The organism is Achromobacter sp. JCM 18799 (assembly GCF_055395645.1).
Window position 1 is genome coordinate 1,151,233 of sequence record NZ_AP043866.1, and the last position, 22,813, is coordinate 1,174,045.

20 protein-coding genes are annotated in these 22,813 nt (G+C 67.7%); 13 read left to right on the forward strand and 7 right to left on the reverse strand.

Annotated elements, in window-relative coordinates; translation table 11 throughout:
• Window positions 1-14 precede the first annotated feature (14 nt).
• The gene (locus ACZ5YA_RS05510; RefSeq protein WP_464092170.1) at window positions 15-1,646 is read left to right on the forward strand and encodes an ATP-binding cassette domain-containing protein; all 1,632 of its coding nucleotides are present in this window, start codon (window positions 15-17) and stop codon (window positions 1,644-1,646) included.
• A 31-nt stretch (window positions 1,647-1,677) separates the two neighbouring features.
• Here the strand turns inward: ACZ5YA_RS05510 and ACZ5YA_RS05515 are convergent, their stop codons facing one another.
• Together ACZ5YA_RS05515 and ACZ5YA_RS05520 are read right to left on the reverse strand one after the other, a co-directional pair.
• Complete coding sequence (locus tag ACZ5YA_RS05515; RefSeq protein WP_464092171.1) at window positions 1,678-3,270, reverse strand: sulfatase family protein; 1,593 nt, start codon at window positions 3,268-3,270, stop codon at window positions 1,678-1,680.
• Complete coding sequence (locus tag ACZ5YA_RS05520; RefSeq protein WP_280016167.1) at window positions 3,267-4,226, reverse strand: Bug family tripartite tricarboxylate transporter substrate binding protein; 960 nt, start codon at window positions 4,224-4,226, stop codon at window positions 3,267-3,269. The genes ACZ5YA_RS05515 and ACZ5YA_RS05520 overlap by 4 nt, the downstream gene beginning before the upstream one ends.
• A 142-nt stretch (window positions 4,227-4,368) precedes the next feature.
• Here ACZ5YA_RS05520 and ACZ5YA_RS05525 point away from each other — a divergent pair, with 142 nt between their 5' ends.
• The 3 genes from ACZ5YA_RS05525 to ACZ5YA_RS05535 are packed head-to-tail and all read left to right on the forward strand — an operon-like array spanning window position 4,369 to window position 6,032.
• Window positions 4,369-5,325 carry a LysR substrate-binding domain-containing protein gene (locus ACZ5YA_RS05525; RefSeq protein ID WP_464092172.1) on the forward strand — a complete coding sequence of 319 codons (957 nt, stop codon included), beginning with the start codon at window positions 4,369-4,371 and terminating at the stop codon, window positions 5,323-5,325.
• Window positions 5,326-5,379: 54 nt separating this feature from the next.
• Entirely contained in the window at window positions 5,380-5,670 is a 291-nt protein-coding gene (locus ACZ5YA_RS05530) for a nucleotidyltransferase family protein (protein WP_464092173.1), read from the forward strand.
• Window positions 5,667-6,032 (forward strand): HepT-like ribonuclease domain-containing protein, encoded by a 366-nt coding sequence (locus ACZ5YA_RS05535; RefSeq protein WP_464092174.1) that lies wholly within the window; start codon window positions 5,667-5,669, stop codon window positions 6,030-6,032. Before ACZ5YA_RS05530 ends, ACZ5YA_RS05535 begins: the two co-directional genes overlap by 4 nt.
• On the opposite strand, the gene ACZ5YA_RS05540 is transcribed toward ACZ5YA_RS05535, so the two are convergent.
• On the reverse strand, window positions 6,029-6,865 hold the full coding sequence (locus ACZ5YA_RS05540; protein WP_306632622.1) for an IclR family transcriptional regulator: 837 nt from the start codon (window positions 6,863-6,865) through the stop codon (window positions 6,029-6,031). The genes ACZ5YA_RS05535 and ACZ5YA_RS05540 overlap by 4 nt on opposite strands.
• A 125-nt stretch (window positions 6,866-6,990) precedes the next feature.
• Between ACZ5YA_RS05540 and ACZ5YA_RS05545 the strand changes: the two genes are divergently transcribed.
• From ACZ5YA_RS05545 to ACZ5YA_RS05560, 4 genes are all read left to right on the forward strand, one after another.
• Window positions 6,991-9,345: a cytochrome P450 gene (locus tag ACZ5YA_RS05545; RefSeq protein ID WP_464092175.1), complete on the forward strand. Its 2,355-nt coding sequence runs from the start codon at window positions 6,991-6,993 to the stop codon at window positions 9,343-9,345.
• Window positions 9,346-9,578: 233 nt separating this feature from the next.
• Window positions 9,579-10,442, forward strand: a complete 864-nt coding sequence (gene asd / locus ACZ5YA_RS05550) for an archaetidylserine decarboxylase (RefSeq protein WP_059375944.1) — start codon at window positions 9,579-9,581, stop codon at window positions 10,440-10,442.
• 102 nt (window positions 10,443-10,544) lie between these two features.
• Window positions 10,545-11,771 carry an alpha-hydroxy acid oxidase gene (locus tag ACZ5YA_RS05555; protein WP_059375943.1) on the forward strand — a complete coding sequence of 409 codons (1,227 nt, stop codon included), beginning with the start codon at window positions 10,545-10,547 and terminating at the stop codon, window positions 11,769-11,771.
• 60 nt (window positions 11,772-11,831) lie between these two features.
• Window positions 11,832-12,992, forward strand: coding sequence for a metallophosphoesterase (locus ACZ5YA_RS05560; protein WP_118932456.1), 1,161 nt, complete (start codon window positions 11,832-11,834; stop codon window positions 12,990-12,992).
• A 10-nt stretch (window positions 12,993-13,002) separates the two neighbouring features.
• Here the strand turns inward: ACZ5YA_RS05560 and ACZ5YA_RS05565 are convergent, their stop codons facing one another.
• A complete protein-coding gene (locus ACZ5YA_RS05565; RefSeq protein ID WP_054454198.1) occupies window positions 13,003-13,458 on the reverse strand; it encodes an Lrp/AsnC family transcriptional regulator in 456 nt (151 codons plus the stop codon).
• A gap of 91 nt (window positions 13,459-13,549) precedes the next feature.
• Between ACZ5YA_RS05565 and ACZ5YA_RS05570 the strand changes: the two genes are divergently transcribed.
• Window positions 13,550-14,746, forward strand: a complete 1,197-nt coding sequence (locus ACZ5YA_RS05570; protein ID WP_464092176.1) for an MFS transporter — start codon at window positions 13,550-13,552, stop codon at window positions 14,744-14,746.
• Between the two features lie 7 nt (window positions 14,747-14,753).
• Here ACZ5YA_RS05570 and ACZ5YA_RS05575 read toward each other — a convergent pair whose 3' ends face one another.
• Both ACZ5YA_RS05575 and ACZ5YA_RS05580 read right to left on the reverse strand, forming a co-directional pair.
• Window positions 14,754-16,202: a sensor domain-containing diguanylate cyclase gene (locus ACZ5YA_RS05575; protein ID WP_464092177.1), complete on the reverse strand. Its 1,449-nt coding sequence runs from the start codon at window positions 16,200-16,202 to the stop codon at window positions 14,754-14,756.
• A 113-nt stretch (window positions 16,203-16,315) separates the two neighbouring features.
• Window positions 16,316-17,137, reverse strand: a complete 822-nt coding sequence (locus ACZ5YA_RS05580) for a MetQ/NlpA family ABC transporter substrate-binding protein (RefSeq protein ID WP_059375936.1) — start codon at window positions 17,135-17,137, stop codon at window positions 16,316-16,318.
• A 159-nt stretch (window positions 17,138-17,296) separates the two neighbouring features.
• Here ACZ5YA_RS05580 and rocD point away from each other — a divergent pair, with 159 nt between their 5' ends.
• Window positions 17,297-18,532: an ornithine--oxo-acid transaminase gene (gene rocD, locus ACZ5YA_RS05585; protein ID WP_059375934.1), complete on the forward strand. Its 1,236-nt coding sequence runs from the start codon at window positions 17,297-17,299 to the stop codon at window positions 18,530-18,532.
• Window positions 18,532-19,494 (forward strand): arginase, encoded by a 963-nt coding sequence (gene rocF, locus ACZ5YA_RS05590; protein WP_464092178.1) that lies wholly within the window; start codon window positions 18,532-18,534, stop codon window positions 19,492-19,494. Before rocD ends, rocF begins: the two co-directional genes overlap by 1 nt.
• Before the next feature lie 16 nt (window positions 19,495-19,510).
• Here the strand turns inward: rocF and ACZ5YA_RS05595 are convergent, their stop codons facing one another.
• Window positions 19,511-20,251, reverse strand: coding sequence for an IclR family transcriptional regulator (locus ACZ5YA_RS05595; RefSeq protein ID WP_118932459.1), 741 nt, complete (start codon window positions 20,249-20,251; stop codon window positions 19,511-19,513).
• A gap of 231 nt (window positions 20,252-20,482) precedes the next feature.
• Between ACZ5YA_RS05595 and ACZ5YA_RS05600 the strand changes: the two genes are divergently transcribed.
• Window positions 20,483-21,691, forward strand: a complete 1,209-nt coding sequence (locus ACZ5YA_RS05600) for an ABC transporter substrate-binding protein (RefSeq protein WP_464092179.1) — start codon at window positions 20,483-20,485, stop codon at window positions 21,689-21,691.
• Between the two features lie 62 nt (window positions 21,692-21,753).
• On the forward strand, window positions 21,754-22,812 hold the full coding sequence (locus ACZ5YA_RS05605) for an alcohol dehydrogenase (protein WP_464092180.1): 1,059 nt from the start codon (window positions 21,754-21,756) through the stop codon (window positions 22,810-22,812).
• Window position 22,813 lies beyond the last annotated feature (1 nt).

Genomic DNA, 22,813 nt, shown 5'->3' on the forward strand with positions numbered 1-22,813 from the left:
CTGTTGCACCACCCATGATCCGCTTCCAACAAGTTTCACTCATGCGCGGCGTCAAGCCCTTGCTAGACAAGGTCGACCTGCTGCTCAACCCCGGCGACAAGATCGGCCTGATCGGCGCCAATGGCGCCGGCAAGTCCAGCCTGTTCGGTCTCTTGCGCGGCACGCTGCACGCGGACCAGGGCGACCTGGACTATCCGGCCAGCTGGCGCATGGCCTATGTGGCGCAGGAAACGCCCGCGCTGGACCGGCCCGCCATCGAGTACGCCATCGACGGCGACGTCACGCTGCGCAAGCTGGAGGCGGAACTGGCGCAGCTGGAAGCCGAACCCGAAAGCACCGAGAACGGCCTGCGCATGGCCGACATCTACGCTGCGCTGGCCGACGCCGACGCCTACACCGTGCATTCGCGCGCCGAACAGCTGCTGACCGGCCTGGGCTTCACGCAGGCGCAGATGCACCTGCCGCTGACGAGCTTTTCCGGCGGGTGGCGCATGCGCCTGAACCTGGCGCAGGCGCTGATGTGCCCGTCCGACCTGCTGCTGCTGGACGAGCCCACCAACCACCTGGACCTGGACGCCATCATCTGGCTGGAAGACTGGCTCAAGCGCTACCCAGGCACGCTCATCGTCATCTCGCACGACCGCGACTTCCTGGACGGCGTGGTCAACGTCATCGTCCATATCGACGAACGCAAGCTCAAGCGCTATTCGGGCAACTACTCGTCCTTCGAGCGCCAGCGCGCCGCGCAGCTGGAGCTGGCGCAAGGCATGCTGGAAAAGCAGATGCGCCAGCGCTCGCACCTGCAATCCTTCATCGACCGCTTCAAGGCCCAGGCCAGCAAGGCGCGCCAGGCGCAGAGCCGCATCAAGGCGCTGGCCCGCATGGAAGAAGTCGCGCCGCTGCGCGCGGCGGCCGAGTTCTCGTTCGAGTTCCGCGAGCCCTTGCGTGCGCCCAACCCGCTCTTGACCATGGACGCGGTCAGCGCCGGCTATCGCATCGCGGACGAGGAAACGGAAGTCGAGTCCGACAAGATCATCGTGTCGGGCATCAATTTTTCGCTGCAGGCGGGCCAGCGCATCGGCCTGTTGGGCATCAACGGCGCGGGCAAGTCCACCTTCATCAAGACCATCGCGGGTGAACTCGCAACGCTGGCCGGCGAAGCGCAGTTCAACAAGGGGCTGTCCATCGGCTACTTCGCCCAGCACCAGGTGGAGATGCTGCGCCATGACGAATCGCCGCTTTGGCACATGACGAAGATCGCGCCCACCGTGCGCGAGCAGGAGCTGCGCAACTTTCTGGGCAGCTTCAATTTCAACGGCAACATGGCCATCAGTTCCATCGCACCGTTCTCCGGTGGTGAAAAGGCGCGCCTGGCGCTGGCCCTGATCGTCTGGCAGCGTCCCAACCTGCTGCTGCTGGACGAGCCCACCAACCACCTGGACCTGGAAACCCGCGAAGCGCTGACCACCGCGCTGGCGCAGTTCGAAGGCACGCTGATGCTGGTGTCGCACGACCGCCATCTGCTGCGCGCCACCACCGATGAATTCATCATCGTGGCCGACGGCGAGGTCAGCCCCTTCGACGGCGACCTGGACGACTACAAGGACTGGCTCTACAAGACCAAGCTGGCCGCCAAGGCCGCTTGAAGCCAGGCGCGGGCGGCCTGCCCGCGCCACGTCACGCCAGCGCGCTGGGATAGGGGCTGGTGTCGATGTGTTCCAGCATGCCGTAGGCCAGCCGCTCCAGCAGCCGCGCACGGTCGGCGGCGTGCGCCGGATCGTCCCACAGGTTGCGCAGCTCGTGCGGGTCCTGGTTCAGATCGTAGAGCTCACCCCAGCGCGCGCCATCGTAGACCGTAGCGCGAAAGCCGTCGGCCAGCAGCGTGCGGCAGCGGATGCGGCTGTTGAAGCCGAGTATCACGCGCTGCCCTTCTTCCTCGATCATCAGCGCGTCGCGCACGCCGGCCTCGCGTCCGCCGATGAGGCCGGCCATGTCGCGCCCCTGAATGCCGTTGTAGGGCTGCACGCCGGCGCGCGCCAGCACCGTGGGTGCGACGTCGATGGTGCTGAGCAAGGCATCGCTGGCCGCGCCCGCCGTCCGCGCCGCAGCCGGGTCTCGCCAGATGAAAGGCACGCGGGTCAGGCCGCGGTAGTGGATCGGCCCCTTCAGCATCAGCTGATGGTCGCCCAGGTAGTCGCCATGGTCGCTGGTGAAGATCACCACGGTGTTGTCGGCCAGCCCCTGCGCATCGAGTTCGGCCAGTACCCGGCCGATCTGGTTGTCGATGTTGGCGATCGACCCATAGTTCAGCGCCAGCGCTTCGCGCGCCTCGCGCTCGTTGCACGAAAAGATCGCGGGCGTATGCTTGACCGCCGTACCGGCGTCGCGCTGCGCGCGCAGCCAGGCCACGTGCGGCGGCGGCGTGCCCTGGCCGTGGAACGACGCGGGCAGCTCCATGTCCTCGGGCTTGTGCAGATCCCAGAACCGCCCTGGCGGCGTGAAGGGATGGTGCGGATCCGGAAACGAGCATTGCAGGAAGAACGGCTGCCCGGATGCCGCATAGCCGCGCAGCGCTTCGATGCCGCGGTCGGCGATGTAGGCCGTGGGATAGAGTTCTTCGGGCACGCGCGTGCGCCAAGCCTGGCGGATGCGCGTCAGCTCGTATTCCGGCGCGGGGATGGCATGCGCGGGGCCGATCAGCGCCTCGATCTCCGGATGCTCGCGGCGCAGCCAGCGCCGGTAGTGGCCATGCACGTCGTCGCTGTGATCGTCGACCAGGTCCACGCGCTCGAAACCATAATAGGGATAGCTCAGCTCGTGGTCGGCGCGTTCCAGCCACAGCTTGCGCTGCTCCTGGTCGTAGCGGCCGGCGTCCGGTTCGACCGCCTCGCGCGGCAATCTGTCTTCAGCGCGCACCGGCCAGGAAGGCGGAATGTCGGTCATGTTCTGCAAGTGGACCTTGCCGACCAGCGCGGTGCCGTAGCCGGCCTCGCGCATGGCTTCGACGAAGGTGCGGCTGCGCAGCGACAGCGCGATGCCGTTGTGGCGCGCGCCGTGCGCGGACGGATAGCGGCCGGTCATCAGGCTGGCGCGGTTCGGCATGCAGATGGGCGTGGCCACGTGCATGTTGTCGGCGCGCCATCCGGACGCGGCCAGGCGGTCCAGGTTGGGCGTGCGGACCACGCGGTTGCCATAGGCCCCCAGATGGTCGGCGCGGTGCTGGTCGGTAATGAACAGCAGGAAGTTGACGGGCTTCGCAGCGGGCGTCATTGCTTCGCTCCCGACATCTCCACGGCGGAGCGCCAGGCCGGCATGTCGCGCTTGATCATGTCGCCGAAGGCCTGCGGCGTCATGTAGATCGGCACCATGCCCAGGGGCTGCAAGGCCTGCGCGAACGCGCTGTCGGTCAGCACGGCCTCCAAATCCGAGCTCAGCTTCTTCACCACCGCGGGCGGCGTGCCGGCGGGCGCGAACAGGCCGATCCAGGAACGCACGGCGACGCCTGCGGCCACGTCCGAGAACAGCGGCACATCGGGCAGCGCCGCGTACTTTTCAGTATTGGCCACGCCCAGCACCTTGACCTTGCCGGACGCGAGGAACGGAATGGCGGGTGCGATGCCGCCTATCATCAGCGGCACGTGGCCCGCGACCAGGTCGGCCATCGCGGGCGCGGCGCCCTTGTATGGCGCATGCACCACGTCCAGGCCGGCAGCGTGCTTCAACTGTTCCATCGCCAGCTGGTGCACCGTGCCCAGGCCGGGCGAGCCATAGGTGTACTTGCCGGGATTGGCCTTGATCAGTTTGACGGCATCGGCCAGCGTCGATGCCGGAAACTCGGCATTGGCCAGCAACACCACCACGTTGTCCGCCACCAGGCCGACCGGCGCGAAATCGCGCACCGGGTCGTACGGCAGGCTGGAATACAGCGCACTGTTGATGCCGTGCGTATTGGTGGTGCCCATCAGCAGCGTGTAGCCGTCGGGCGCGGCGCGCGCCACCATGGACGCGGCAATGTTGCCGCCCGCGCCCGGCTTGTTCTCCACCACCAGCGTGTAGCCGCGAGGCTCCAGGCGCTGCGCCAGTTGGCGCGCCAGCACGTCCACCGCGCCGCCAGGCGAGAACGGCACCACGATCTGCACGGGCCGCGCCGGGTAGGCATCCGCCGCCGCCGCACCCGCAATGCCACAGGCCCAGCTCGCGGCCAGGGCCATCCAGAACTTCTTCATGAATCGTCTCCATCCCGGCGTCCTTCCCGGCCCAGCCTGGGGAACGCCTGTCTCTCGTAGAGCGGCAAGTATGCCTAGCGCCCGGTGCCGGCGTGAAATGAAATAAACTGAACGATTCATAACCATTTGAATATGAATCGCCATGTCAGAGCGCACCGGCGCCCATCTCAAGCGGCGTCATGCCGAACTGTTGGTCGCGCTCGACGACGAACGCCACCTGGGGCGCGCGGCCGAGCGCCTGCACATGTCCCAGCCCGCCGCGTCCAAGGCGCTGGCGCAGCTGGAGGAACAGGTGGGCTACGCGCTATTCGAGCGCGGAACCCAGGGCACCCTGCCGACAAATGCCGGAATGGTTATGATCCGCCACGCCCGGCACAGCCTGGGCGCGGCCCAGCGCGTGGCGGCCGAACTGCGGGCCGCCGAAGAACGCGGCGCCAGCCTGCTGCGCCTGGGCACCCTGCCCTCGGCCGCGCCCCGGCTCGCGCCGCAGTTGATCGCGCATCTGCTGGGCCTGGCGCCGCGGCTGGAAGTCAAACTGGTGGAAGGCGCGCTTGGCGAACTCATGGACAAGCTGGCGTGCGACGAGCTGGACATCGTGCTGGGCCGCCTGGGCAGCCGCCTGCTGCCTGCGGACTGCGAGGTGATCCGCCTGCACGAAGAACCTATCCTGGTGGTGGCGCGCCCCGGCCATCCGCTGGCCGCAAGCCAGGCACTGGAGGCCGTCGAACTGGCGCGCTGGCCCTGGGTGCTGCCGCTGGAAGCCACCATGATGCGCGAGCGCCTGGACGAGGCTTTCGTGCATGCCGGAGCGCGCCCGCCAGATTCCAGCATCCAATCCAATTCGCTGCTGGCCACCCTCGCCCTGCTGGCCCAGGACGACCGCCTGGCGGCCCTGCCCCAGGCGATTGCGCGCTACTGCGAACGCCAGGGCAGCGTGGCCGTGCTGCCGCTGCGGCTGGACGCCAACTTCGGCGCCATCGGCGCCGTGGTCAACCGCAACACGGCCGGCATGCCGGTGGTGCAGGCGGCAATGGCGTGGCTGCGCGGCTTGCCGGCAGGCGCGAATCAGAATGCGGAAATTCTCCAGGATCGAGCTTGAAGCAATATTCCTGAGTACTATCCTCTCAGCGACGTTTGATAACCGAGGGTGCCCATGCGACCGTCCATTGTGTTCAACATGAAGCGAAACGCCGTGCGCGAGGCAGCCAGCCGCTATCGGGTGGCGAACCCGCGCGTGTTCGGTTCGGTGCTGCATGGCACCGACGCAGAGGATAGCGACCTGGACTTGCTGGTCGATGCCTTGCCCGGCGCAACGCTATTCGACCTGGGCGGCCTGCAGGATGAATTGGAGGCCTTGCTTGGCGTTCGCGTCGAGCTGTTGACGCCCGCAGACCTGCCTGCGAAATTCCGGGCCAAGGTTCTTGCGGAGGCCAAGTCCGTATGAATGAAAACAGACTCCTCGATTACCTCGATCATATGCAGCAAGCGGCGAGCGACGCGTGCAGCTTCGTGGCGGAAACGACCAAGGCCGACTTCCTTCTGGACAAGCGCACCCAGCAAGCCGTCATCATGAGCCTTATTATTATCGGGGAGGCCGCTACCAAGATCATGGAGGGTCATGCCGAGTTCTCACAGGCGCACCCCGAAGTACCTTGGCGAGGCATGCGCGGCATGCGCAATCGTATCGCCCACGGCTACTTCGACATCAACCTGGACGTGGTGTGGGACACGGTTAAAACAGCGTTGCCAGATCTGCTCAGGCAACTGCCCGAAGCCAGCCGGAACGCTGAAACTCCGCCGCGCTAAGTCGCCTGATAACCCAGCAGCACGCTAGCCGCTTCGGCTTCGCGCCGTACCGCCTGCGCGATCGGGCCGTCCGCCGAGGCGTCGAATCCGCCCGTCGCGCCCAGCGCGGTCAGCGCGGCGCAAGGCCGGCCGTTGTGGTCCAGCAGCGGCGCCGACACCGCGCTGATGCCCTTCAAATTAGTGTCGCGCACCGTGGCGCAGCCCTCGGCCAGCACCTGGCGGCGCAGGCGGCCAATCGGGTCGGCGGCGTCCAGCAGCGCCCGCATGTCGGCAGGCGCGCGCGTCAATTCGGCCTCGGCAAGCGCCCGCACCCGCGCATCGTCCTGCATGGCGAGGAACACCCGTCCGGTGGCGGACCAGAGCATGGACAGCACCGAACCCATGCGCACGTTGACCGTCACCGGCAGGCCCGGTTCCTCGAAACGCACGATGGTCGGCCCCTTGTTGCCCATGACCGCGATGAAGCAGGTCACTTCCAGGCCTTCGCGCAGGCGCACCAGGCTGGGCTCGGCCAGGCGGATGGGATCGGCCTGGCGCAGCGCGGCCAGGCCCAGCAGCATCGCTTCCAGCCCCAGGCAGTACTGTTGAGTGGCGGCATCCTGCGCCACCAGCCCTGCTTCCATCAGGCTGACCAGGTAGCGGTGCACCTTGGCGGGGCTTTCGTCCACGTGCGCCGCCAGCAGCGTCAGGCTGGCGCGGCCGCCCAGCCGGCCCAACCCCTTCAGCACCGCCATGCCGGTTTCGGCGGCCTGCACGCGCTGGCGCCGTTCACGCGGACGGGGCGCGTCGGTAGGCTGAACGGGAACGGAGGAAGGTTCGGGAGTCTGGGTCATGGGCGCGGGGTCATGGCGCGATAAGGGATCTGCCTAGCGGCTGCGGATGCAGCCCGGAGATTACCCCAATTGAATAATTACGCAATGCGTATATGATTTACGCAATTGTAATCCGGAGCGACGACATGGGCCACCCAACCACCCCTGCAACCACCGCGCCCGCCAATACTGGCGGCTGTCCGATAGACCACGCCGCGCTGGCGCGCGCCCAGGCCTGTCCGGTCAGCCCTCGCGCCGCGGAATTCGATCCTTTTGGCGACGGCTATCAGCAGGATCCGCCCGAGTACGTGCGCTGGGCGCGCGAACAGGAACCCGTGTTCTACAGCCCCAAACTGGGCTATTGGGTGGTCACCCGCTACGACGACATCAAGGCCGTGTTCCGCGACAACCACACCTACAGCCCCTCGATCGCGCTGGAAAAGATCACGCCCACCGGCCCCGGGGCCAACGCCGTGCTGGCCAGCTACGGCTACGCGATGAACCGCACCCTGGTCAACGAGGACGAGCCGGCCCACATGCCGCGCCGCCGCGTGCTGATGGACCCGTTCACGCCGGACGAGCTCAAGCACCACGAACCCATGGTGCGGCGCCTGACGCGCGAATACGTGGACCGCTTCATCGACGACGGCCGCGCCGACCTGGTCGACCAGATGCTGTGGGAAGTGCCCTTGACGGTTGCCCTGCACTTCCTGGGCGTACCCGAGGAAGACATGGATCTGCTGCGCAAGTACTCCATCGCGCACACCGTCAACACCTGGGGCCGGCCCAAGCCGGAAGAACAGGTGGAAGTGGCGCATGCGGTGGGGAACTTCTGGCAGTTGGCCGGCAAGATCCTGGACAAGATGCGCCAGGATCCCGACGCCCCGGGCTGGATGCAGTACGGCATCCGCAAGCAGAAGGACCACCCCGAGGTCGTCACCGACTCCTACCTGCACTCGATGATGATGGCGGGCATCGTCGCGGCGCATGAGACCACCGCCAACGCCTCGGCCAACGCCATCAAGCTGCTGCTGCAGCACCCCGACGCCTGGCGCGAACTATGCGAGGACCCCGGCCTGCTGCCCAACGCGGTCGAGGAATGCCTGCGCCACAACGGCTCGGTCGCGGCCTGGCGTCGCCTGGCCACGCGCGACACCGAGATCGCCGGCGTGGCGATTCCCGCGGGCGCCAAACTCCTGATCGTGTCGTCGTCGGCCAACCACGACGAGCGCCATTTCGCCGACGCCGATTTCTTCGACATCCGCCGCGACAACGCCAGCGACCAGCTGACCTTCGGCTATGGCGCGCACCAATGCATGGGCAAGAACCTGGCGCGCATGGAGATGCAGATCTTCCTGGAAGAGCTGACGCGCCGCCTGCCGCACATGCGCCTGGCCGAACAGCAGTTCACCTACGTGCCGAACACCTCGTTCCGCGGCCCGGAGCATCTGTGGGTGGAATGGAATCCGGCCGACAACCCCGAGCGCCGCGACGCCGCCCTGCTGGATCAGGTGCAGCCGGTTCGCATCGGCGAGCCTTCCACCCACGCCATCAGCCGCAAGCTGGTCGTGACCGAGGTCACGGCCGCGGCCGACGGCATCGCGCGCATCCGGCTCGAATCGCCCGATGGCAAGCCGCTGCCGCGCTGGACGCCCGGCTCGCACATCGACCTCGAATGCGGCGACACCGGCCTGTCGCGCCAATATTCGCTCTGCGGCGATCCGGCCGCCGCGCATGCGCTGGAGATCGCCGTGCTCAAGGAAACCGCGGGCCGCGGCGGTTCCGCCTGGATCCACCAGCACCTGCGCGCGGGCAGCATCGTCCGCGCACGCGGCCCGCGCAACCATTTCCGCATGGACGAAAGCGCCAAACGCCTGATCCTCATCGCCGGCGGCATAGGCATCACGCCCATCAGCGCCATGGCGCGCCGCGCGCGCGAACTGGGCCAGGATTACGAACTGCACTACAGCGGCCGCTCGCGCGCCAGCATGGCCATGCTGGACGAACTGCAGCAACTGCACGGCGCGCGCCTGCATCTGCACGTCAGCGACGAAGGCAGCCGCAACGACTTCGGCGCCCTGCTGTCCCGCCCCGAGGCCGGCGTCCAGATCTACGCCTGCGGTCCGGAGCGCATGCTGGATGCCCTGCAGGTCGCCTGCGCCGCCTGGCCCGAGGACAGTCTGCGCGTGGAGCACTTCCATTCCACGCTCGCCACGCTGGACCCGTCCAAGGAACATGCCTTCGAGGCCGAGTTGAAGGACTCCGGCATCGTCGTGCAGGTGCCTGCCGACCAGACACTGCTGAGCGCGCTGCGCGGCGCCAATATCGACGTGCAGAGCGACTGCGAGGAAGGACTGTGCGGCTCCTGCGAGGTGCGCGTGCTGGGCGGCGCGGTCGATCACCGCGACGTGGTGCTGACCCGCGCCGAGCGCGAGGCCGGCAACCGCATGATGGCCTGCTGCTCCCGCGCCCAGGGCAAGCGCATCGTGCTGGAGCTGTAGGGGCTGGCGTGCCTGCAATGCCGCGCGCTTGCGCCTGGCGTCGCAGGCACGCATTCATATGCCTGAAGTGCGCCTGAAAGCGGTAGAATTCACCCCTCTGCTCATCACCACGTCGTCCCGCTGCAACGCGGGACGACGTTTTTTGACGCGGCCAGTCCCGGGCTTGAAGGCGGGCCCACTGCGGGCCGGCCCATGCCGCGGCCGGCCGCGGGGTAATTTCTCAGCGCTCCTAGATGCCGATCAAAGACCAACTATTCCTCGCCAGCCAGTATCTCGCCCCTCACCATCTGGTGTCGCGGCTCTTCGGGTACGCATCCGACTGCCGGGAACCCGCGGTCAAGAACTGGATGATCTCGCGCTTCGTCCGCCGCTATGGCGTGGACATGCGCGAAGCGCTGCAGGAAGACCCGCTGGCCTACGATTGCTTCAACGACTTCTTCACGCGGGCATTGAAGGAAGACGCGCGGCCGCTGGACGACGAGCCGGGCTCGGTGGTGTGTCCCGCCGACGGCGCCATCAGCCAGATGGGCGCGATCGAACATGGCCGGATCTTCCAGGCCAAGGGCCACAGCTACGGCCTGGCCGACCTGCTGGGCGGCGACACCGAGCGCGCAGCCCCGTTCCAGGGCGGCGAATTCGCCACCATCTATCTGTCGCCCAAGGATTACCACCGCGTGCACATGCCGGTCGCAGGCACCCTGCGCGAAATGGTCCACGTGCCCGGCCGCCTGTTCTCAGTCAATCCGCTGACCGCCCGCAACGTGCCGCGCCTGTTCGCGCGCAACGAGCGCGTGGTGTGCATCTTCGACACCGAGCACGGCCCGATGGCGGTGGTGCTGGTGGGCGCGATGATCGTCGCCTCCATCGAGACGGTGTGGGCCGGCCTGGTCACGCCGCACAAGCGGCGTGTCAAAGCCACCCGCTACGATGACGCGGCGCGGGCCCCGATCCATCTGGCCAAAGGCGCGGAAATGGGCCGCTTCAAGCTGGGCTCCACCGCTATCGTGCTGTTCGGCCCCAACCAGATCCGCTGGGCGGATACGCCCTCCGTGCTGGGTCCGGTGCGCATGGGCGAACTGATGGCGCTGCCCGCGTAGTTTCCGGGCAGCTCTTCGCTTAAATCGAAATTGGATGTCTGGTTTTATTCGCTTTATGCGATGAATCGGCGTTGCTAGATTACGGGCTTTTGCCGGCCCGCCATGACATCCCTGCTCTCGACCACCGCCAGTCCCCGCGCCGCCTCGGCCGACCGCCCCTTGCCGCGCGCGCTGGCGCGCATGCTGTCGCTGGACGACTTCGAGGCGGCCGCGAAACGCCGCCTGCCGCGGCCGATCTTCGGCTATGTCGCGGGCGCGGCCGAAGACAACCAGTCCCTGCGCGGCAACCGCAACGCCTTTGCGCAGTACGCGTTTTCCCCGCGCGTGCTGGTGGACGTGTCGCGCCGCACGCAGCAAACCGAGCTCTTTGGCCGCCGCTATGCCTCGCCCTTCGGCATTGCCCCGATGGGCATCAGCGCGCTGTCGGCCTACCGCGGCGACATCGTGCTGGCGCGTGCCGCGCGTGAGCAAGGCATACCCGCCATCCTCAGCGGCACCTCGCTTATCCCGTTGGAAGACGTCATCCGCGCAGCGCCCGGCACCTGGTTCCAGGCATATCTGCCGGGAGATCCGCAGCGCATCGACGCGCTGGTCGAACGCGCCCGCCACGCCGGCTACGAAACGCTGGTGCTGACGGTGGACATCCCCGTGTCGGCAAACCGCGAAAACAACGTGCGCACCGGCTTCTCCACGCCGCTCAAGCCCAGCCTGCGCCTGGCCTGGGACGGCCTGACGCGGCCGCGCTGGCTGGCCGGCACGTTCATGCGCACGCTGCTGGCCCATGGCATGCCGCATTTCGAAAACTCCTTCGCGACGCGCGGCGCGCCGATCGTGTCGTCGTCGGTGCTGCGCGACTTCAGCGCGCGCGACCACCTCAGCTGGGAACATGTGGCGCGCATCCGCCGCCAGTGGCCGGGCACGCTCATCATCAAGGGCATCCTGCACCCGCAGGACGCGGCGCTGGCGCGGCAGCATGGCGCCGACGGCATCATCGTGTCGAACCATGGCGGCCGGCAACTGGACGGCGCGGTCTCCCCGCTGCGCGCCCTGCCCGGCGTGGTCGCCGCCGCCGGCAACATGACCGTGATGATGGATAGCGGCGTGCGCCGCGGCAGCGACGTGCTCAAGGCGCTGGCGCTGGGCGCAAGCTTCGTCTTCGTCGGACGACCCTTCAACTACGCTGCGGCGGTCGGCGGCGAAGCTGGCGTAGCGCATGCAATCGGCCTGCTGCGCGCCGAGGTCGACCGCAACATGGCGATGCTGGGCATCAACCATGTGCGGGAGATGGGGCCGGATTTGCTCGTGCGGGAGAATCCGCACGCGGCATAGAATGACGGTTCCCTTGCCACGCGCGCCGCGGCTTTCCGCCCGGCGCGCCCCAGAGTCGCCGTGTCCCTACGCCAATCCTCATTCTTCCTGCGCTTCCTGACCCTGGGCGCCCTGGCTCACGTCTACGTGGGCGCCCGCCTGATCCCCGACGCCCAACTGGGCGGAGCGGGTTCCGCCGCCGCCATCCTTGCCTTGCTGCTGTCCTGCATCCTGATTCCGCTGGGGATGCTGGGGCGTTCTTCCGTGCACCCGCCCTGGGGCGACCGCATCGCCTGGGTCGGGCTGTTCGCGATGGGCCTGTTCTCGTCCCTGTTCGTGCTGACGGTGCTGCGCGACGCGCTGCTGCTGGCGGCGGGGCTGGCGGATCTGCTCATCGGCGCCGGTCTGCCTTGGACCGCGCTGCGCCGGGCCAGCGCCTGGACCGTACCCCTACTGGCTCTCGCCGCGACCTTGGTTGGCCTGTACAACGCCCGCAAGCGGGCGCGCGTGGTCGATGTGGATGTGCCCATCGCCGGGCTCGCGCCCGACCTGGACGGTTTCACCATCGTGCAGATCAGCGACATCCACGTCGGCCCGACCATCAAGAAGCGCTACGTGCAGGCCATCGTCGACGCCGTCAATGAACAGCTGCCGGACATGATTGCGATCACTGGCGATGTGGTCGACGGCAGCGTCGAGCAGCTTTCCGCCCAGGCCAGCCCGCTGGGTCAGCTGCGCGCGACCCACGGGGTTTATCTGGTGACCGGCAACCATGAATACTATTCGGGCGCCACGCCCTGGATCGCCGAGTTCCGCCGCATGGGGCTGCGCGTGCTGATGAATGAACACGTGGTCATCCATCCCGCCGGCCTGCCCGTGGTGGTGGCGGGCATCACCGACTACAGCGCCGGCTCGTTCGATCCGCAGCAGCGCAGCAGCCCCAAGGCGGCGCTGGCGGGCGCGCCCGCCGATGCCATGCCCCGGATACTGCTGGCGCACCAGCCGCGCAGCGCGGCGGCGGCCGAGCCGCTGGGCTATACCCTGCAATTGTCCGGCCATACGCATGGCGGACAATTCTTCCCCTGGGGTTTCTTCGTGCGGTTCCAGCAGCCCTATACGGCCGGCCTGCATCGCCTGGGCAAGATGTGGATCTACATCAGCCGCGGCACGGGCTATTGGGGACCGCCCAAGCGCCTGGGCGCGCCCTCCGAGATCACGCGCCTGCGGCTGCGCGCGGCTTGAGCGGCGCGGCTCAGCCGTTGTCCGGCAAGGGGCCGCGTTCCAGGTAGCTGGTCAGGGCAATGTCGCTGGTCGTGTTTGTGATGCCGTCGATCTGATGGATGCGGGCCAGCAGCGCCTCCAGCGCCTGCGTGTCGCGCACGCGCACTTTCAGCAGCATGGCGCTCTTGCCGGTGATGGTGTGGATCTCTTCCACCTCGGTCAGCTCGGCCAGCCCCAGCACCTGCTGCGTAATGGTCCAGTTGTTGGTGTCCACGTGCACGAAGGCCAGCAGCGGCCGGCCGATGCGCGCGCCATCCAGCTTGGCGGCGATGCCTTTTATCAGGCCGTCGCGCTTCAGACGCTTGACCCTTTCATGCACGGCCGGGGCGGAGAGGTTCAGCATTTTGCCCAGTTCGGCGTAGCTGGGGGAGGCATCGTCGGCCAGCAGCGTTAATAGCTTTCGGTCGCGGTCGTCAAGATCAGGCATTGGAATTGGGTTCTGCCGAACGGCATTCGAACTTTTATGGAATAAGGAAATATAAGCGTTAACCCTTATTTTATTCCAATAAAATTTCGCGATGCAGAACCGTAGCACCCGCAGCGCCCGCCCCGCCTCGTCCGTCCCCGCCCTGATGTTCGCCGTCAGCGTCGTAGGCTCCAACGGTCTGGCGCTCAGCCCCATCCTGAGCGACGTGGCGCGCTCTTTTTCCACTTCCCCGCTGACCATCAGCACCGCCATTTCCGCGTATGGCGCGGGCACCGCCGCCAGCGCCTTCTTCCTGGCCGCCCGCATCGACCGTATCGGCGTGCGCCGCTCGCTGCTGGGCGCGATGGTGGTGCTGATCGCCGCGCTGGTCCTGTCCGCCTGCGCGCCGCACTGGATCGTGCTGACGCTGGCGCAAGCCCTGGCAGGCGCCGCGGCGGGCGTCATCCTGCCAGCGGCCTATGGATCGGCCGCGCTGATCGCGCCGCCCGGCCAGGAGGCGCGCACCCTGGGCCGCGTCATCGCGGGTTGGTCCGTGTCGCTGGTGGCGGGCGTGCCGCTGTCCGCGCTCATCTCCGACGCCGTGGGTTGGCGCGCCACCTACGCCACGCTGGCGCTCTGCGCCGCCATCGCCGTGCTCGGGCTGCGCCAGTTGCCGGAGCGCCGCGCCGAGAATCCCGCGCCGCTGCGCCTGTCGCGCCTGCTGGCGCCGTTGTCCTACCGCGACGTGCCCGCTTTGCTGCTGGGCTGCCTGGCGTTCTCGTCGGCCTTCTATGGCGTGTATGCCTTCCTGGCCGACCATGTGCGCGGCCTGCTGGGGCTATCCGCGGGACAGGTAGGCTTCATCGCTTTCGCCTACGGCGCAGGGTTCCTGCTGGCCGGGGTAGCTGGCGCGCCGCTGATCGAGCGGCTGGGGCCGCGCCGCGCCCTGCCGATGGCGTTGGGCGTGATCGCGCTGGTGTATCTGGGGCTGCTGCCGGCCGCGCATGCGTTGAGCGCGGTGCTTGCCATCGCCACCCTCTGGGGCGCGGCCTCGCAACTGAGCCTGAACCTGCTGGTGCTGCTGCTGTCGCGCGCCCGGCCCGAAGAACGCGGCGCGGTGCTGGGGCTGAATACCTGCACCACCTACCTGGGCGCAAGCGTCGGCACCGCGATCGCCGGCACCATCTACACGCACGCGGGGTTCGAAGCGCTGGGCTTGGCCGCGGCCTGCGCCCTGGCCGCCGCGGCGCTAGGCCTGCATTGGCGCCTGAACGGCCGGCGCGCGGCGGGCGGCCAGGCGGCTGCCTGAGCGCCCCTCAGCTCCGGTACTCTACCGCGCAATCCCTACCCGACCGCTTGGCCTGATATAGCGCGAAATCCGCACGGCGCAGCACGTCCGACGCGGTGGCGTCGCCAGGTAGAAAGCCCGCGATGCCGCCGCTGACCGACAGCGTCACCACCGCCCCGTCGATATCCGCCGGATGCTGCCTCAGGCTGGCGCGCAGGCGCTCGCAGATCGCGCGCGCCACCGCCGCGTCGGCGTCCGCCAGCAGCACCAGGAATTCCTCGCCGCCCAGCCTTCCTGCCGAATCGCCCTCGCGCAGACAGGCGCGCAGTTGATCGCAGAAGTGCCTCAGCGCCACGTCACCCCCCAAGTGCCCATAGCGGTCGTTGACCTGCTTGAAGTAATCCAGGTCCAGCATCAGCGCGGTGGTCGGCCCGCCCGCGCCACGGCGGCCGTCGGCCAGGCGTTCTTCCATGCGCTTGAGGATTTCGGCGCGGTTCCAGCAGCCGGTCAGGCTGTCCACCCGGGCCATGCGCTCCAGCGCGGCTTCCGCGCGCCGGCTTTCAGTGATGTCCATGCCCAGGTTCACGACCTTGCCGTCGGGCAACTTGACGTTGGACCAAAGCACCGACAGTTGCTCGCCGTCGCGTGTGCGCGGCTGCCATTCGCGGAACGAGCGTTCGGGCCGCGCGACGACGCTGTCCATCGCGCGATCCCGTACCGCCGGATCGGGGTAGAACAGCGCAAACGGGTTCGAGCTCAGCTTGATCTCGGCTTCGGACCAGCCGAAGCGCCGCACACAGGCGTCGTTCCACAGCGTGCAGCGGCCGTCCTGGTCGAAGGCGTTGATCAGCACCGGCGCCGACCGGAACAGCGCGCCGAACTGCGCAATGACTTCGTTTTGGCGCGCCAGCTCGCTTTCGCGCGCGGCCGCGCCCAGCACGGCGTGCTGCGCGAAGCTGGCCAGTATGGCTTGCGCGTGGGCGTGGGCTGACGCATCGGCCAGCTCGCGCCTGAAGAGGAAGGCGATGTGGCCGCAGGCGACTCCATTCCCGTCGAAGAGCGTACGCGCCACGCAGGCCCGCACGCCGGCCTCGAGCAGCCAGGGATGGTCTTGCCGCAAGTCTCGCAGACACGCCTGCGAGGTCTGATCCGCCAGCCGCGCATGCAAGGCGTCGCCCGCGCCCGCGGGATCGGCCGCCAGGCCCGCGCCGCAACTGACGCTGGCGATCAGCTCCGTCCCGCCGCCGGCATCGTGCAGCCGCACCCAGGCGTAGTCCACGCCCATGTCCGCGACCGCGCGGTTGACCAGCGTATCGAAAAAACCGGCCTGCGGCCCCGCCGCGAGGATCGCGCTGGCCGCAGCCAGGATGCGGCCGTCATCGACGGGCAGGACCTGGGCATGGGCGGCATCGTCGGGCGATGGAATACGCATGGCTTGGGGCTCGAAAGTAGAGGGCGCGCCCTGCGGAGCAGCCATGGCGGCGCCTGATCTCCGGGCGGGAGGAAAATTGGGGCCAGTATACGAGCTATCTCTGAGCCGAACTGCCAAGAATCGTCAACGCCCGCCCCCCCTCGGCTCGCCGCGCCGCGCTACCAGGGAAAGTCGATCAGGTCGCCATAAAGGCTGCGCAGCTTGGCCTTCACTTCGGCCGAGTTCTGGTAGATCGAAATGAACTTCAGCAGGCGCGGATCCTGCGCGCCGGCCGGCGTGGCCACCCAGCGGATGGCATAGCGCCGCACATTGGCCGGATCGGTGTTGTCAAAGGCCAGGCCGTCCTTCTCGTTCAAGCCGGCCTGCTTGGCGAAGGTGGTGTAGGTGACGGACGCGGTCACGTCGTCGAAGGTGCGCGCGGACTGGGAGCCTTCGATCGGCACGAACTTCAGCTTCTTGGGGTTCGACACCACGTCCTCCAGCGCGGCCTGGTGCGCCACGCCGGGCTTGAGCTTGATCAGGCCGATGGATTCCAGCAACAACAGCGCCCGGCCGGTGTTGACCGGGTCGTTGGGAACCGCAATGGTCGCGCCCTCGGGCATCGCGTCGCCCTTCTTCAGCTTCTTGGAAAACAGGCCAATGGTGGTGGAATAGCCGTAGGCGATGGGCTTGAGGTCAGCGCCGCGGCGCTGGTTGAAGAGTTCCAGGAAGGGTTCATGCTGGAAGAAGTTCGCGTCCACCGAACCGTCGGCGACCGCGATGTTGGGCAACACCCAGTCGTTGAATTCCACCAGCTTGACCTCCAGGCCTTCCTTTTGGGCCTGGGCGATGGCGATCTCGGTGGCGGCATTGGCCACGCTGGGGATCACGCCGATGCGCAGCGGCTTGTCCTGCGCCATGGCGGCGGAGGCGCAGGCCAGCGCCAACCCGGCCGTGGCCGCGCAGCGGGTGAATTTCAGTAGCAGTTTGTGCAACAACATGAGGACCATCCAGGTAGGAAAACAGGGCATCGCCCCGCGCAGCCGCTATTGTGCAGCAGCCCGCGGCATCGCCCGGCAATGGCCTTTGTCACGCAATGGCAATGCCGCGGACCGGATTGCGGCGCTAAGATGGCTGCAATACCTCCTCGGGAGACGCTCATGAGCGCGGTATTGAACACCCAGCCGGGCGCGCAGTCCGCCGCCAGCCACCGCGACCGCGTGGAAGACCAGCTCGGCGCGCACAACTACCATCCGCTTGACGTGGTCATCGCGCGCGGCAGCGGCGTCTGGCTCTACGACGTGGACGGCCGCAAGTACCTGGATTGCCTGTCGGCCTACTCCGCCGTCAACCAGGGGCATTGCCATCCCGCCATCCTGGCCGCCATGGCCGAGCAGGCGCAAAAGCTCACGCTGACCTCGCGCGCCTTCCGCCACGACCAGATGGCGCCGTTCTACGAAGACCTGGCGCGCCTGACCGGAGCGCACAAGATCCTGCCCATGAACAGCGGCGCGGAAGCCGTGGAAACCGCCATCAAGGCCGTGCGCAAATGGGGCTACGAAGTGCGCGGCGTGCCGGAGAACCAGGCCGAGATCATCGTCTGCGCCAACAACTTCCATGGCCGCACGCTGGGCATCGTGGGCTTCTCTACCGACCCCGACGCCTATGGCCACTATGGGCCGTTCGCGCCGGGATTCAAGATTGTTCCCTTCGGCGACTACGAGGCCTTCGACGCCGCCATCACGCCCAACACCGTGGCATTCCTGGTGGAACCGATACAGGGTGAAGCCGGGGTGGTCCTGCCGCCTGCGGGCTATTTCGCGCGGGTGCGCCAGCGCTGCACCGAGCGCGGCATCACGCTGATCCTGGACGAGATCCAGACCGGCCTGGGCCGCACCGGCAAGCTGCTGGCAGAAGAGCATGAAGGCATCGAAGCGGACGTCACCTTGATCGGCAAGGCGCTGTCGGGCGGTTTCTACCCCGTGTCGGCGGTGCTGTCCAACGCCGACGTGCTGGGCGTGTTCCAGCCCGGCCAGCACGGCAGCACCTTCGGCGGCAACCCGCTGGCCTGCGCCATCGCGCGCGCCGCGCTGCGCGTGCTGATCGAGGAAGGCATGATAGAAAACGCGGCCGCCATGGGTTCCTACTTCCTGGACCGCCTGCGCACCCTGCCGGGTCCCGTGCGCGAAGTGCGCGGACGCGGCCTGATGCTGGCTGTGGAACTGGAGCCCGACGCCGGCGGCGCGCGCCTGTGGTGCGAACGCCTGCAGGCACGAGGGATGCTGGTCAAGGATACGCACGGCCACACGCTGCGCCTGTCGCCGCCGCTGATCGTGACGCGCGAACAGATCGACTGGGCCTGCGACCAATTGAGCGCGGTATTATCCGCCACTTAATGCCCCCTACCGGAGTCCGCGATTTGCAGAACACCGCCAACCTGCCCCACCACATCACCCTGATCGGCGCGCCCACCGACATCGGCGCCGGCGCGCGCGGCGCGTCCATGGGGCCTGAAGCCCTGCGCGTGGCGGATCTGGGCCCGGTCATCGAGGCCCAGGGCTTTCAGGTGACCGACCGCGGCAACCTCTACGGCCCCGCCAATCCCTGGCTGCCGCCGGTGGACGGCTATCGCCACCTGGACGAAGTCGCCGCCTGGAACCGCGCGGTGCACGACGCCGTCCATGAGGAATTGAGCCAGGGCCGCCTGCCCATCCTGCTGGGCGGCGACCACTGCCTGGGCATAGGCTCGATCAGCGCGGTCGCGCGCCATTGCCGCACGGCGGGCAAGAAGCTGCGCGTGTTGTGGCTGGACGCCCATGCCGACTTCAATACCAACGCGCTCACCCCCACCGGCAACATCCACGGCATGCCGGTGGCCTGCCTGTGCGGCTACGGCCCGGCGCAGATCACGGGCCTGTCCGGCCAGACGCCCGACATCGAGCCGGGCTGGGTGCGGCAGATCGGCATCCGCAGCGTGGACCAGGGCGAAAAGCGCCTGGTGCATGAGGCCGGGCTGGAAGTCTTCGACATGCGCTACCTGGACGAAATGGGCATGCGCGCCGCCATGGAAGCGGCCCTGTCCGGGCTGGACGCCGATACCCATCTGCACGTGAGCTTCGACGTGGATTTCCTCGACCCGGAAATCGCCCCCGGCGTGGGCACCACCGTCCCCGGCGGCCCCACCTACCGCGAGGCGCAGCTGTGCATGGAAATGATCGCCGACACCGGCCTGATGCGGTCACTGGACGTGGTGGAACTGAACCCTGCCTTCGACGTGCGCAACAAGACCGCGGAACTGGCGGTGGACCTCATTGAAAGCCTGTTCGGCAAGTCCACGCTGATGCGCCGCGGTTCCTGAGCCGCCTGCACAGGCCCTAAGCTTCCCGGCCGAGACGGATCGCTTCCGCCGTCTCGGTCAACAGGCGCAGGTTCTCTGCGCGCCTCTCGGCAACGCGCGACGTGGGTCCCGCCATGCACAGCGCGTACCATTCCCCGCCCAGGTCCAGCGCCACCGCCAGCCCGGTCAGGTCGGCCACGCTTTCGCCGGCGTTTTCGGCCCAGCCCCTGGCCGCCGTCCGCTCCACTTCGTCCAGCAGCGCCTGGCGCGTGACCAGCGTGCGATCCGTATAGCGTTCGTACCCGGCGTCCGCCAGGATGCTCTCGCGCTCGGCCGGCCCCAGGCGCGCAAGAATGGCCTTGGCCACGGCGCTGGTGTGCAAAGGCCGCCGCACCCCGGGCCGGGTCGCGTAGTGCACCGGGTGGGTGGATTCCGCCATGTCCAGGAACAGCACCGCGCCGTCCTGGATCTTGCCCAGCATCACCGTTTCATTGGCCGCATCGCGCAGCGCCGCGAGCTGCGGACGCACCCGCTCCATCCAGGGATCGCCCGATTGGATCGACCCGCACAAGGCATGCAGCTTGGGCGTGGGGTAGTAGCCGGCGCGCCGCCGGACCTCGTACAGATAGCCCCGCGCCACCAGCGTGCGCACCAATGCCAGGCAGCTGGACATGGGCGCGCCCAGGCCCTGCGCCAGCTCGGTCAGCGGCATCGGCCGCCGCTCCTGGGCAAACAGTTCGATCAGTTCCAGCGTTCTTGCGACGAGCTTCACTTCCATGCGTCTACCCCTCGCGCGGCGTCCCTCCAGCCGGCGCGCCCGCGCTTCGACTTGGGAAATTCACTATGTTGACTTTTCATATGTGCGAACCTAAATTCTTGCACAAGAATTTTCTTTCACCAATGTGAAATAATTTTCGGCCAGATGGAGAACTGGCGCCCCGCAAGCAGATACACAGCATCCCAACGAGACACCAATAATTCGGCCCTCATCGGGCCGGGAGGCAAGCAGATGCGTATCAAACCCCTGTTGGCGGCGCTGGCCGCCTCGCTGGCCGCCTGCGCGGCCCAAGCCCAAAACGACGTGGTGCGCCTGGGCGTGTCCAACGACCGTTCGGGCATCTATTCCGACCTGGGCGGGCTGGGCTCCGAGATGGCCGTGCGCATGGCGGTCGAGGACTTTGGCGGCAAGGCCGCCGGCAAGACCGTCGAAGTCATAGGCGCCGACAACCAGAACAAGGCGGACGTGGCCTCGGCCCTGGTTCGCCGCTGGTTCGACACGCAAGGCCTGGTGGCCGTGGTGGACGGCGGCGCCAGCTCCGCAGGGTTGGCCGCGCAGGGCGTGGCGCGCGAAAAAGGCGGAACCGCCCTCATCAGCGGCGGCTTCGCCGGGGACTTCAGCGGCAAGCAGTGCAGCAATCTCAGCACCCAATGGGCGCCCGACACCTATGCCCTGGCCAATGCCGTGGTCAAGAGCGTGGTCGAAAGCGGCGGCAAGTCCTGGTACTTCATCACCACCGATTACGTCTTCGGCAAATCGCTGGAAGCCAACGCCTCGCGCTTCGTGGAGAAGGCCGGCGGCAAGGTGCTGGGCAGCACCCGGCATCCGCTGGGCGCGCTGGATTTCGCTTCGTTCCTGGTGCAGGCCCAATCGTCCAAGGCTGACGTGGTGGGCCTGGCCAGCGCCGGCGGCGATCTGGTCAACCTGATCAAGCAGGCCCAGGAGTTCGGACTGACTGGCGGCAAGCAGCGCATGCTGACCTTCCTGACCTTCATCAACGACGTCCAGGCGATGGGCCTGCCCGTGGCGCAAGGGCTGACTTTCCCGACCGGTTTCTATTGGGACGCGGACGAGGACACCCGGGCCTGGACCCAGCGCTGGCAAAAGAAGATGGGCGTGACGCGCGCGCCGTCCATCGTGCAGGCGCTGAGCTACGTTGCCACGACGCACTATCTGCAAGCCGCCCAGGCCGCCGGCACCTTCGACGGCGCGACCGTCAACCAGAAGATGCGCGAGTTGCCCATCACCACCAAACTGATCAAGAATGCCCGGGTGCGCCCCGAAGACGGCCGCGTCATCATGGATCTGTATCTGGTCGAAGTGAAGAAACCCGCCGAATCCAAGTACCCCGGCGACTTCTACCGCATCCTGTCCACGGTGCCGGGCGAAAAGGTCTTCGTGTCCCTGGCGGACAGTGAATGCCCGACCGTGAAGAAATAGCCTTGCCACGCCGCGCCCGCCTCGCGGGCCGGCCGTAGAAACCACCCAGGAGGAGACATCCCATGAAGTGCTATTGCGTCGTGAACTTCCGCGAGCCCTTGCAGGAAATGAACCAGCCCACGCCCACGCCGCAAGGGTCGCAGGTGCTGCTGAAGGTCCGCGCGGCTGGCGTATGCCACAGCGATATCCACTTGTGGGAAGGCGGTTACGACCTGGGCCAGGGCCGCACGCTGTCGCTGAAGGACCGCGGCGTGTCGCTGCCGCTGACCATGGGCCACGAAACCGTGGGCGCCGTCGTCGCCGCCGGCCCCGACGCCCAGGGACTCTCGGCCGACCGCAACTACCTCGTCTATCCCTGGATCGGCTGCGGCAAGTGCGCACCGTGCCTGGCCGGCATGGAGAACCACTGCTCCGCGCCCGCCTGCCTGGGCGTGCACCGCGCCGGCGGCTATGCCGACCACATCCTGGTGCCGCATCCGCGCTACCTGATCGACATCGGCGACCTCGATCCCGCGCAGATCGCGCCCTATGCCTGCTCGGGGCTCACCACCTATTCCGCGCTGAAGAAGATCGGCCCGGACGTCTACCGTTCGCATCCCGTGGTCATCTTCGGCGCGGGCGGCCTGGGCCTGATGAGCCTGACGCTGATCAAGGCCCTGGGCGGCGCCGGCGCCATCGTCGTCGACATCGACCCGGCCAAGCGCCAGGCCGCGCTGAAAGCCGGCGCGCTCGCCGCCATCGACGGCGCCGCGCCCGATGCCGCGCAGCAGATCATCAAGGCGGCCGGCGGCAAGCCTGTCCAGGCGGCCATCGACCTGGTCGGCGCGCCCGCGACCACCTCGCTCGCCTTCGACTTCCTGACCAAGGGCGGCAAGCTGATCATCGTGGGCCTGTTCGGCGGCGCATCGTCCTGGCCCATCGCGCTGATCCCCATGAAGGCTCTGTCCATCATCGGCAGCTACGTCGGCAACCTGACCGAACTGCAGGAACTGATGGAGCTGGTGCGGGCCGGCAAGGTTCCGCCCATGCCCGTGCATCGCCACGCGCTGGCCGAAGCCGACAGCGTGCTGGCATCGCTGCGGGCCGGCAAGGTCGTGGGCCGCGCGGTGCTGACGGACTGAA

Bases quoted from the DNA above. Each gene is read 5' to 3' on its own strand.
- ACZ5YA_RS05525 (WP_464092172.1), top strand. From the start codon at position 4,369: ATGTCAGAGCGCACCGGCGCCCATCTCAAGCGGCGTCATGCCGAACTG.
- rocF (WP_464092178.1), top strand. From the start codon at position 18,532: ATGCCCCCTACCGGAGTCCGCGATTTGCAGAACACCGCCAACCTGCCC.
- rocD (WP_059375934.1), top strand. From the start codon at position 17,297: ATGAGCGCGGTATTGAACACCCAGCCGGGCGCGCAGTCCGCCGCCAGC.
- ACZ5YA_RS05510 (WP_464092170.1), top strand. From the start codon at position 15: ATGATCCGCTTCCAACAAGTTTCACTCATGCGCGGCGTCAAGCCCTTG.
- ACZ5YA_RS05570 (WP_464092176.1), top strand. From the start codon at position 13,550: ATGCAGAACCGTAGCACCCGCAGCGCCCGCCCCGCCTCGTCCGTCCCC.
- ACZ5YA_RS05580 (WP_059375936.1), bottom strand. From the start codon at position 17,137: ATGTTGTTGCACAAACTGCTACTGAAATTCACCCGCTGCGCGGCCACG.
- ACZ5YA_RS05520 (WP_280016167.1), bottom strand. From the start codon at position 4,226: ATGAAGAAGTTCTGGATGGCCCTGGCCGCGAGCTGGGCCTGTGGCATT.
- ACZ5YA_RS05515 (WP_464092171.1), bottom strand. From the start codon at position 3,270: ATGACGCCCGCTGCGAAGCCCGTCAACTTCCTGCTGTTCATTACCGAC.
- asd (WP_059375944.1), top strand. From the start codon at position 9,579: ATGCCGATCAAAGACCAACTATTCCTCGCCAGCCAGTATCTCGCCCCT.
- ACZ5YA_RS05545 (WP_464092175.1), top strand. From the start codon at position 6,991: ATGGGCCACCCAACCACCCCTGCAACCACCGCGCCCGCCAATACTGGC.
- ACZ5YA_RS05555 (WP_059375943.1), top strand. From the start codon at position 10,545: ATGACATCCCTGCTCTCGACCACCGCCAGTCCCCGCGCCGCCTCGGCC.
- ACZ5YA_RS05575 (WP_464092177.1), bottom strand. From the start codon at position 16,202: ATGGCTGCTCCGCAGGGCGCGCCCTCTACTTTCGAGCCCCAAGCCATG.
- ACZ5YA_RS05565 (WP_054454198.1), bottom strand. From the start codon at position 13,458: ATGCCTGATCTTGACGACCGCGACCGAAAGCTATTAACGCTGCTGGCC.
- ACZ5YA_RS05600 (WP_464092179.1), top strand. From the start codon at position 20,483: ATGCGTATCAAACCCCTGTTGGCGGCGCTGGCCGCCTCGCTGGCCGCC.
- ACZ5YA_RS05605 (WP_464092180.1), top strand. From the start codon at position 21,754: ATGAAGTGCTATTGCGTCGTGAACTTCCGCGAGCCCTTGCAGGAAATG.
- ACZ5YA_RS05530 (WP_464092173.1), top strand. From the start codon at position 5,380: ATGCGACCGTCCATTGTGTTCAACATGAAGCGAAACGCCGTGCGCGAG.
- ACZ5YA_RS05595 (WP_118932459.1), bottom strand. From the start codon at position 20,251: ATGGAAGTGAAGCTCGTCGCAAGAACGCTGGAACTGATCGAACTGTTT.
- ACZ5YA_RS05540 (WP_306632622.1), bottom strand. From the start codon at position 6,865: ATGACCCAGACTCCCGAACCTTCCTCCGTTCCCGTTCAGCCTACCGAC.
- ACZ5YA_RS05535 (WP_464092174.1), top strand. From the start codon at position 5,667: ATGAATGAAAACAGACTCCTCGATTACCTCGATCATATGCAGCAAGCG.